Here is a 9356-nt window from a genome sequence, read left to right as displayed (position 1 = left end):
GATACCGAAACAAGGGATAGGATAAATTTGCGAAAAACCAGTTGACTTGGAATTCATCATAGAAGGTCGGGTTAGCCCAACGGGCGTAACCCGACAACGCTGGCCTGGAGCGGCGCGGATCGCTTCGGCCAACATTGTCGGATTACGCGTTCGCCTCGGCGGCCCCCGATCCGACCCACGACACGCCTTGCGCCGCGGTGTTTTGCCGCGCCGGAGCCGCGCTGCCGCGGTCCGGCGCCAGCGTGCTACCTCTTGCGCCGCGCCGGCACGCGCGCCAATTGCGCGCCGTTCGCCAGGCCGGCCTCATAGCCCTGCGGCGGCTCCTCGCGGCCCGCCGGCGCCAGGCGCATCGCGTAATACAGCACCGTCAGCAGCACCAGCCAGGCCGGGCCGACCACCAGCGCCACCCGCGTGTCGGGGAAGTACGCCATCAGGCCGATCACCAGCGCCAGGAAGGCCAGCGCGATATACGAACCATACGGCCAGAACGGCATGCGAAAGGCCAGCGCCTTGCGCTCGGGCGCCGACAGCGACCGGCGGAACTTGATTTGCGTGACCAGGATCACGCCCCAGGTCCAGACCGCGCCGAAGGTCGAAATCGAGGTCACCCACATGAACACCTTTTCCGGCACCAGGTAGTTCAGCAGCACACCGAACAGCAGCGCCAGCATCGACAGCAAAATCGCGTTGCGCGGCACGCCGCCGGGCGTGGTGCGGCCGAACATCGGCAGCGCCTGGCCCTGCTGCGCCAGGTTGTACAGCATGCGCCCGGTGCTGAAGATGCCGCCGTTGCACGACGACAGCGCGGCCGTCAGCACGACGAAGTTGATGATGCCGGCCGCGGTCTTGATGCCCAGCCGCTCGAAGGTCATCACGAAGGGGCTGCCCTGGGTGCCGATCTGGTCCCACGGGTAGATCGACAGGATCACCAGCAGCGCGCCGACGTAGAAAATCAGGATGCGCCAGAACACCGAGTTGATCGCGTCGGGGATCGATTTCTTCGGATTGGCCGCCTCGCCGGCGGTCAGGCCGATCATCTCGACGCCGAGGTAGGCGAACATCACCATTTGCAGCGACATCAGCACGCCCTGGGCGCCGTTGGGGAAGAAGCCGCCGTGCGTCCACAGGTTGGAGAAACCGATGGCGACGCCGTCGTTGCCCAAGCCGAACAGGATCATGCCGGTGCCGCCGACGATCATCAGCACGATGGTGACGACCTTGATCAGCGCGAACCAGAATTCGAACTCGCCGTAGGCTTTCACGGCCAGCAGGTTGACCGCGCCCATCGTCCCCAGCGCGGCCAGCGCCCAGATCCAGCGCGGCATGTCGGGGAACCAGACTTCCATGTAGATCGCCACCGCCGTGATTTCGGCGACGCAGGTGACCAGCCACAGGAACCAGTAGTTCCAGCCGGTCAGGTAGCCGGCCAGCGGGCCGATATAGTCTTGCGCGTAGCGGCTGAAGGAGCCCGCCACCGGATTGTGCACCGCCATCTCGCCGAGCGCGCGCATGATCAGGAAGATCACGGCGCCGCCGATGATGTACGACAGCATGATGCCGGGGCCGGCCATCTTGATGGCGTTGCCGGAGCCCAGAAACAGGCCGACGCCGATGGCCGCGCCCAGCGCCATCAGGCGGATGTGGCGCTCGCCCAGGCCGCGCTGCAGGCCTTGTTCACTCGCTTTCATTGACATGTCTCCCTATCTTCTTATCGTGTGGCCGCTGCGCTAATCGCCCGCACAGCGCCGGCTCTGCGGCCTTAGGCCAGTTCGGCGATCAGTTCGATTTCAACGCAGGCGCCCAGCGGCAGTTGCGCCACGCCGAAGGCCGAGCGGGCGTGCTTGCCGTGCTCGCCGAAGACCTCGGCCAGCAGTTCCGAGGCGCCATTGGTGACCAGGTGCTGGTCGGTGAAGTCGGACGTCGAATTTACCAGGCTCATCACCTTGACGATGCGCTTCACGCGGTTCAGGTCGCCGCCGCAGGCCGCCTGCAGCGTCGCAATCAGCTCGACGGCGATGCCGCGCGCGGCCAGCTTACCCTCGTCGACGCTGACGTCCTTGCCCAGCTGGCCGGCCCAGATCTTGCCGTCCCGCTTGGCCAGATGGCCCGACAAGAACACCGTGTTGCCGCTCTGTACGAACATGACGAAGGCGGCGACCGGCGCGGCGACCACCGGCAGTTCGATATTGAGGGCGTTCAGTTTTTCGTAAAACGACATGCTTTTCTCCAAGGAAATAGTAATTTTTGTTATGCATGGCCGGACCAGCTGCCATAAAAAGAACTATCTTATGGTCTATATGCCAGTATTAGTTCACGTATAAGCCTGCATATTCAGTGGAAAATCGCGCATAACCACAGCAATTTGGCAGATGCGTGCTTTAACAGGCATAATATATACATCTTTAAGGTATAATGTGCGAGGCACCCATCAAACCATTTTAGGAACCCAACATGATCTCAGCCCAGTCCCGCCCCTACATCGATGCCAGCGTACCGGTCCTGCGCGAGCACGGCGTGGCCATCACGACGGCTTTTTATCGCAACATGTTCGCCGCCCACCCCGAACTGACCAATCTGTTCAACATGGGCAACCAGGCCAATGGCGCGCAGCAGCAATCGCTGGCGGCGGCGGTGTTCGCCTACGCGGCCAACATCGACAACCCGGCGGCGCTGGCGCCGGTCATTCAGCGCATCGTCCACAAGCACGTGTCGCTCGGCATCACGCCGGAGCACTACCCGATCGTCGGACGCTATCTGCTGGGCGGCATCGCCGAAGTGCTCGGCGACGCCGCCACGCCGGCGCTGCTGGCGGCGTGGGCGGAGGCCTACGGCTCGCTGGCGCAACTGTTCATCGACGCCGAGCGCGCCATGTACGCGGCCTCCGGCACCCTGCCCGGCGCGTTGCGGCCAATGCGCGTGCTCGCCGTCGCCGAGCAGGGCGCCGACGTGCGCGCCTACACGCTGGAGCCGGCCGACGGCCTGCCCGCGCCGGCCTTCCACGCCGGCCAATACGTCAGCGTCGCGGTCACCTTCGGCGACGGCCGCCGCCAACTGCGCCAGTACAGCGTGTCGGACGCGCCGGGCGCGCCGCTGCGCATCTCGGTCAAGCGCGAGCGCGCCAACGACGCCGGTCCGGACGGCGAAGTGTCGAACTGGCTGCACCAGCACGTCGAAGTCGGCAGCGTACTGCAGGTCAGCCACCCGTTCGGCGACTTCGCGCCCGACACCGAGTCGTCCGAGCCGCTGGTGCTGCTGTCGGCCGGCGTCGGCATCACGCCGATGATCGCCGCGCTGAACCACATCGCCAAGGTGAACCCGGGCCGCCCGGTGGTCTTCGCCCACGCCGCGCGCGACGCCGCGCACCACGCGCACCAGGCCGACGTCGCCGCTGCCCTGGCCGTCATGCCGAACCTGCAAGTGGTCAACTTCTACGAGTCGGACCCGGCGTCGGGCCGGATGGACGTGGCGCGCCTGCCGGCCTGGCCGCGCGGCGAAACGAATGTGTACATGTGCGGCCCGGTCGGCTTCATGCGCGCGCAATGGCAAGACCTGCTGGCCGCCGGCGTGCCGGTGCAGCGCCTGCACCGCGAAGTCTTCGGCCCCGACGCGCTCGACGTGTAAAGCGGGCCGGCGCAGGCCGGCGCGGCGGGGGCCGGCTTACACCTGCTTACTTTTGATACAAGCCAACGGCTATCTCTGTGGGGGCGAGAGCGTTAATCTCAACACATCGATTACGCAAACGAATTCAAGGAGACCACCATGACCAGCGCACCCATTCAAACCACCGGCCGCATCCACCCTTTGATGGCCGGCGCCGCGATTTCGATCACCGTCCTCAGCCTGGTTGGCGCGGCGGCGATTGCCGGACTGCTGCCGAACTCTCACGGCGAGGCCAAACAGAGCGACGTCAGCCTGGCGGCGACCCCGGCCGCGGCGCCGCTGGCGGTCCTGGCAGCGAGCGCGCCTAAGCCCGCCGCCGCCGAGCCGGCCCCGGAGCCGGTCGCGCACAAGCCGCGCGTGCGCCACACCACCCACGCCACCCACACCCCCCCCACCCCCCACGCCACCCGCACCACTCACGTGGCGCAGGCGCCGCAGCACAGGCAGCAGTACGACGAGCGTTCGTATCAGCGGGACGAGCAGCGTGCGTATCAGCAGGACGAGCAGCGCTCGTATCAACAGGCCGAGCAGCGTCCTTACCAGCAGCCGCAACAGCAACCGGCGCCGGCGCAAACCAATTACATCGGCATCGGCACCGGCGCCGTCATCGGCGGCTTGCTCGGCAACCAGGTTGGCGGCGGACGCGGCAAGGCCCTGGCGACGATCGCCGGCGTGATCGGCGGCGGCATGCTGGGCAACGAAGCCCAAAAACAAATCCAGAAACAGCCGGAACCGCAACGCTAACGGCTACATCGCCGCGGCTTACCGGGCTTACTCGTAAGGGCCCAGATAATCGAGTTTGCCGACCGGTACCTCGTTGTTGCGCAGGATGCCGTGCGCGGTCGCGACGTGAAAGAAGAAATTCGGTAGCGCGTACGTCAGCAAATACGCGTCGCCCTTGAACGTCGGCTGGAACGAGCCGAAGTCCAGCGAAATGGCGCGCTCCTCGCTCAGTTCCAGCTGCGCCGCGCCGACGCCGTTCAGGTAGGCCACGGTACTGGCGATACGCTCCTGCAATTGCTGAAACGACACCTCGCTGTCCTCGAACTTGGGCGCGGCCACGCCGCTCAAACGCTGCACCGACAATTTCGACGTATCGCTGGCGCGCTGCACCTGGGCCGTCAACGGCAGCATGTCCGGCGCCAAGCGCGCGCCCAGCAACACCTCTGGCAGGACGCCATGCTCTTCGGCATGCGCCTGCGCCTTGTCCAGCAAGGTCGACAGCACGGCCAGGCCACGCAAAAACACCGGAATGGACGCTTGATACATCGATAAAGCCATGGGACAAACTCCTGTTGGTTGAACGCGTCGCGGACGAGTGTAACGTATAAGGTGCAAACCTCGGCGTCACACCAACAAACGCATTCCACCGATCTTTGCAGCCTGACGGTCACTGCTCCCTACTTTAACGTAAGGGGAACTACAGTCAAGCAAACGCAATAGCGCAACTGCGTTCAAGACGGCGGCGCCGCTCGTCCTCACACTGGCAGTCTCGCCCCATCTTGAGGAAACACCATGAGCCTGTCCCCCGTTGAACTAGACACCCTGCAAGCGATGTGGCTGCCGGTCGCGCTTTTCGCCCTGGTGTGCTCGGCCTCGCCGGGGCCGGTCAACATCGTCGCGGTGTCGTCCGGCATGAACTTTGGCATGCGCCGCACGCTGCCGCAAATCACCGGCGCGGCGCTGGGCTTTTCCTTGCTGATGCTGGCCGTCGGCATGGGCTTGGGCGAGTTGCTGCGGGCCGCGCCGTGGCTACTCGCCGCACTCAAAATAGGCGGCAGCCTGTTCCTGTGCTACCTGGCCTATAAATTGTTCCTGGCCTCGGGTGACGGCGCCGACGTCCGGCTGGCGCGGCCGCCCTCGTTCTGGGACGGCGCGCTGGCGCAATGGCTCAACCCGAAGGCCTGGATCGTTTCCGCCGCCGGCGTGTCGACCTACACCGTGCCCGGCGCGGCCTACCAGGCCAGCGTGGCCGGCATGACCCTGTTGTTCTTGCTGATCTGCTTTGGCTCGACCGGCGCCTGGGCGCTGCTGGGCGCCAGCGCCAGGAATTGTCTCGACAACCCGGTCCTGGCCCGGCGCTTCAACCGGGCCATGGCGCTGTTGCTGCTGTTGTCCGTCTTCAGCCTGTTGCTGTAAGCGCCCACTCGGCGGCGGCGCGGGCGTGGATCGCGGTGCTGTCGAACAAAGGCACCGCCGAGTCCCCCTGGTCGAGCAGCAGCGAAATTTCCGTACAACCGAGAATAATCGCCTGCGCCCCCTGCACGGCGAGCTGGGCCATAACCCGGCGATACGCCTCGCGCGACGCCGGCACCACCTGGCCCAGGCACAGCTCCTCATAAATGATCCGGTGTACGACGTCACGCCCGCCCTTGTCGGGAGTGAGCACTTGCAAACAGTGGCGCTGGCGCAACCTCTCGCGGTAAAAATCCTGCTCCATCGTAAAGCGCGTACCCAGCAAGCCGACCGTTGAGTACCCGGCTTGCTTGATCGCGGCGGCGGTCGGGTCGGCAATATGTAGCAAGGGAATGCCAACGGCGGCCTCGATGGCCGGGGCGACCTTGTGCATGGTGTTGGTACACAGCACCAGGAAGTCGGCGCCGGCCAGCGCCAGCGCGCGCGCGGCGGCGGCCATCACCTCGCCGGCGGCGTCCCAATTTCCGGCGCGCTGCAATTGCTCGACCTCGTGGAAATCGACGCTGTACAAGATGATCTTGGCGGAGTGCAGCCCGCCCAGATGTTCCTTGACGGTCTGGTTGATTTGACGGTAATACGGAATGGTCGATTCCCAGCTCATGCCGCCGATCAGGCCTATGGTTTTCAACATACTCTCCTCGTAACAAATAAACTCCGGGGCCGGAACGACCCGTCCACTTAGGCCACTATAATTGGATGTGTTTTTCCGGGCTATCAAGAAATTTCATGCGGAGCGTGGCGCGATGAGGCTGGACTTCGGTTGGGCGAACGTGGAGTTGTATGCGTCGGCGCCGTACTCGGTGCGCGACCAGTCGCCGCTGTGCGTACTGGGCCTGGCGTTCGAGCGGCAACGGGGCGTGCACGGCATCGACGGCGAGCGCCGCCGCGACTTCGACGCCTGGCCGGGCGACCTGGCCTACGCTGCGCCGAACGTGGAGATTTTTTCCGAGTCGGCGCACGGCGGCGAATACCTGGCCGTGCACGTCGCCCGCGACGCCGTCGGCCTGCCGCCGGAGACCCCGCTGGAGCGGCCGCGCGTGGTGCTGCATGGCGACCGGCGGGCCATGCTGCTGGGCGCGCAGCTGCGCCGCATGCTGCTGGCGCCGCAGGCGAGCGCCCTGCTCGTCGAACAACACGTCGCGCTGCTGCTGGAGCACAGCGTGGCGCGCCTGAAGCTGCCACAGCGCACGCCCGGCGCCTATGCGCTGGAGCGCACGCGGCATGCGCGCGTGCTGGAATACATCGACGCCGCGCTCGTTATGAATGGCCCGCTGGGCCTGGAGCAGCTGGCGCGCGTCGCACAGATGCCGCCGCTGCGCTTCCTGCGCAGCTTCTCCAGCGCCGTCGGCGCCACCCCGCACGCCTACATCACCGAGCGCCGGCTGCAACGCGCCCGCGCGCAACTGCGCTCAAGCGCGGACTCGGTCGCCGCCATCGCCGCCGACTGCGGCTTCGCGCACCAGTCCCACCTCGGCGCCGTGTTCAAGGAAAAGCTAGGTATGAGTCCGCTTCAATTCAGGACGCTGCACGGCCGCGCCGGGCGCCGCGCATCAGCCGGCGCTTGAGGCATTCGCCTGCGCGTCGGCGCGCCCGCGCATGACGCGCTGCAACTTGCCGGGCGAGACGCCGAACACGCCCTTGAACACCCGCGAAAAATGCGCCTGGTCGGCGAAGTGCAAGGCGTGCGCCACCTCGGCCAGCGGCTTGCCCTGCTGTAGCAGATAGCGCGCCTTCAGCGCCCGCAACTGGCGCAGGTACAGCCGCGGCGACAGCCCGATCTGCTTTTGGAAGGTGCGCACGCCGTGCCAGCGGCTATACACGGTGCTGTGCTCGACGGCGCCGAGGTCGATCGCCTCGCCCCAGCTTTGGTGCAGCGCCTGTTGCAGCGGATGCGGGGCCGGCGCCGGATGCGCCAGCGCGGCGCCGCGGAAGAACGCGTCGGCCCGCCGCAGGCTGTCGCGCAGCGCCGCCGCGTCGCCGTCCTCGCCGGTCACTTGCAGCAAGCGGGCGATCAGCGCCGCCGGCAACTGCCTGGTGCGCAGGTGGCTACCCTCGACGCAACGCTTCAGGTGCGGCGCCAGCGCCGCCAGCGTCGCGTCGCCCAGATACATGACCTGGTACACCACGTCGTCGCTGGCGGCGCCGCAGTGGTGTACCTCGTACGGCGGAATAATGAAGAGGTCGGCCGGCGTGACCCGGTATTGCCGCACGCCGCTGTTGAAGCGGCACGCGCCGCGCAGGATCAGTCCGATCGACCAGCGGTCGTGGAAGTGGCCGCCCAGGCCGCACACGCCCATGCGCGCGCGCACCACTTCGATGTCGGCGCCGGCCACCGCGTTCCACTGCTCAATCTGTTTATCGTCGCTCATGCAGCCATTCTATCCGCGATCGCCGGCGGATCAACGCCGATTATTGGCAAACAGCCCGAGCCCGGGTTTAGGCGCTTGCTTGCAACGCCGCCGCCAACCGGGCCAATTCAGGCGACGCGCACCACCATCAGGCCGGCGCGCAGGCCGACCCGCACGTCGGGGTTGGGGAACACCACCAGTTCTTCGGCGTGCCGGACGGTGTAGACGGTGTCGCCGTCGCTGGCGATGACGGTAGCGCCCGGCAGCGAGGTGAAGTTCTGCGTGTTGCGGTCGAAGGCCATGCGGAAGTCGTCGCTCAGTTTGATGATTTCCTGCGCCACCTTGAAGACGTGCGGCGCGGCCTTCGCCGGCGCCGGCGCGGCGCCGCGCAGCAGGCCGTCGAGCGCCTGCGAGACGTCGTCGAACAGGCTCAGATCGTTCTGCCCCAGGGTGCCGACCCGGCCCAGTTCGACCGTGCTGGCGGCGGCGCCGCAGTGCTCGGCCGAGTAGTAGCTGTAGGTGCCGGCCGACTGCGGATTCATGATGATGGCGCCAATCGCCGCCTGCCCCAGCCAGTCCACCAGCGCCGCCTTGGCGTCGTCGGCGATCAAGTCGGGCACGATGGCGAAGGTCGGGTAGACCGACGGCCTGATCGCGGTGTGCAAGTCGAGGTGCCAGCGCGCCGCCCCGGCGCCCTGGAAGAAGGCGTCGGTGGCGGCGATCAGCACGTCGGCCCGCTGCGCCTCGACGGCGTCGGCCAGCGAACCGCGCTCGGCCCGGAACATGCGGTTCAGGTCGGCGTCGATGAAACGCTTGCCGGCCTGGATCGCGCCCAGGTTGCCGACGCAGACCATCAGGTCCACCGCCAGCGCCCGGGCGTCGCGCGAGAGCTTGTCGAGCAGGTGCGCCAGCACTTCGATCGGCCCGGTTTCGTCGCCGTGCACGCCGACCGAGACCACCACGCTGGCGCGCTGCTGCGCGACTGTCGATTTGATTTGCAAAATACCCGGCGCCGGCAGCGCTACAGCGAAGCCGGCGTCGGAAAACAAGGTGGCCACGGCGCTGAAATCAGCGTCGGCCAAGGCGCGCACCGCCTCCGACACCGCGGCTGCGGTGGCGGAGGTGGCAGCCAGTGTTGCGGCTGTCGTCATA

The 9356-nt window shown here is 66.6% G+C and carries 10 protein-coding genes; 4 read left to right on the top strand and 6 right to left on the bottom strand.

Annotated features, from left to right (window positions below; translation table 11 throughout):
* Positions 1-245: 245 nt before the first annotated feature.
* On the bottom strand, positions 246-1688 hold the full coding sequence (locus ACFDR9_RS15720; protein WP_409031601.1) for an amino acid permease: 1443 nt from the start codon (positions 1686-1688) through the stop codon (positions 246-248).
* 71 nt (positions 1689-1759) lie between these two features.
* On the bottom strand, positions 1760-2218 hold the full coding sequence (locus tag ACFDR9_RS15715; protein WP_409031600.1) for a RidA family protein: 459 nt from the start codon (positions 2216-2218) through the stop codon (positions 1760-1762).
* 233 nt (positions 2219-2451) lie between these two features.
* Here ACFDR9_RS15715 and ACFDR9_RS15710 point away from each other — a divergent pair, with 233 nt between their 5' ends.
* Together ACFDR9_RS15710 and ACFDR9_RS15705 are read left to right on the top strand one after the other, a co-directional pair.
* On the top strand, positions 2452-3621 hold the full coding sequence (locus ACFDR9_RS15710; protein WP_409031599.1) for a globin domain-containing protein: 1170 nt from the start codon (positions 2452-2454) through the stop codon (positions 3619-3621).
* 138 nt (positions 3622-3759) lie between these two features.
* Positions 3760-4404: a hypothetical protein gene (locus tag ACFDR9_RS15705; RefSeq protein ID WP_409031598.1), complete on the top strand. Its 645-nt coding sequence runs from the start codon at positions 3760-3762 to the stop codon at positions 4402-4404.
* A gap of 27 nt (positions 4405-4431) precedes the next feature.
* Here the strand turns inward: ACFDR9_RS15705 and ACFDR9_RS15700 are convergent, their stop codons facing one another.
* Entirely contained in the window at positions 4432-4941 is a 510-nt protein-coding gene (locus ACFDR9_RS15700) for a DUF1993 family protein (protein WP_026133574.1), read from the bottom strand.
* Positions 4942-5175: 234 nt separating this feature from the next.
* Between ACFDR9_RS15700 and ACFDR9_RS15695 the strand changes: the two genes are divergently transcribed.
* The gene (locus ACFDR9_RS15695; protein ID WP_409031597.1) at positions 5176-5799 is read left to right on the top strand and encodes a LysE family translocator; all 624 of its coding nucleotides are present in this window, start codon (positions 5176-5178) and stop codon (positions 5797-5799) included.
* Here the strand turns inward: ACFDR9_RS15695 and ACFDR9_RS15690 are convergent.
* Positions 5783-6484, bottom strand: a complete 702-nt coding sequence (locus ACFDR9_RS15690) for an aspartate/glutamate racemase family protein (RefSeq protein WP_409031602.1) — start codon at positions 6482-6484, stop codon at positions 5783-5785. The genes ACFDR9_RS15695 and ACFDR9_RS15690 overlap by 17 nt on opposite strands.
* Before the next feature lie 115 nt (positions 6485-6599).
* On the opposite strand from ACFDR9_RS15690, the gene ACFDR9_RS15685 reads away from it, so the two are divergent.
* A complete protein-coding gene (locus tag ACFDR9_RS15685; RefSeq protein WP_409031596.1) occupies positions 6600-7421 on the top strand; it encodes a helix-turn-helix transcriptional regulator in 822 nt (273 codons plus the stop codon).
* Here the strand turns inward: ACFDR9_RS15685 and ACFDR9_RS15680 are convergent.
* On the bottom strand, positions 7407-8225 hold the full coding sequence (locus ACFDR9_RS15680) for an AraC family transcriptional regulator (RefSeq protein WP_409031595.1): 819 nt from the start codon (positions 8223-8225) through the stop codon (positions 7407-7409). The two genes, ACFDR9_RS15685 and ACFDR9_RS15680, sit on opposite strands and share 15 nt — an antisense overlap.
* Before the next feature lie 107 nt (positions 8226-8332).
* On the bottom strand, positions 8333-9355 hold the full coding sequence (locus ACFDR9_RS15675; protein WP_409031594.1) for a succinylglutamate desuccinylase: 1023 nt from the start codon (positions 9353-9355) through the stop codon (positions 8333-8335).
* Position 9356 lies beyond the last annotated feature (1 nt).

Origin of the sequence: Janthinobacterium sp. CG_23.3 (genome assembly GCF_046115965.1) — a bacterium.
GTDB lineage: Bacteria > Pseudomonadota > Gammaproteobacteria > Burkholderiales > Burkholderiaceae_D > Janthinobacterium.
Note: the sequence above shows the minus strand (reverse complement) of the source record. Positions and strands in the feature narration are given on the sequence as shown.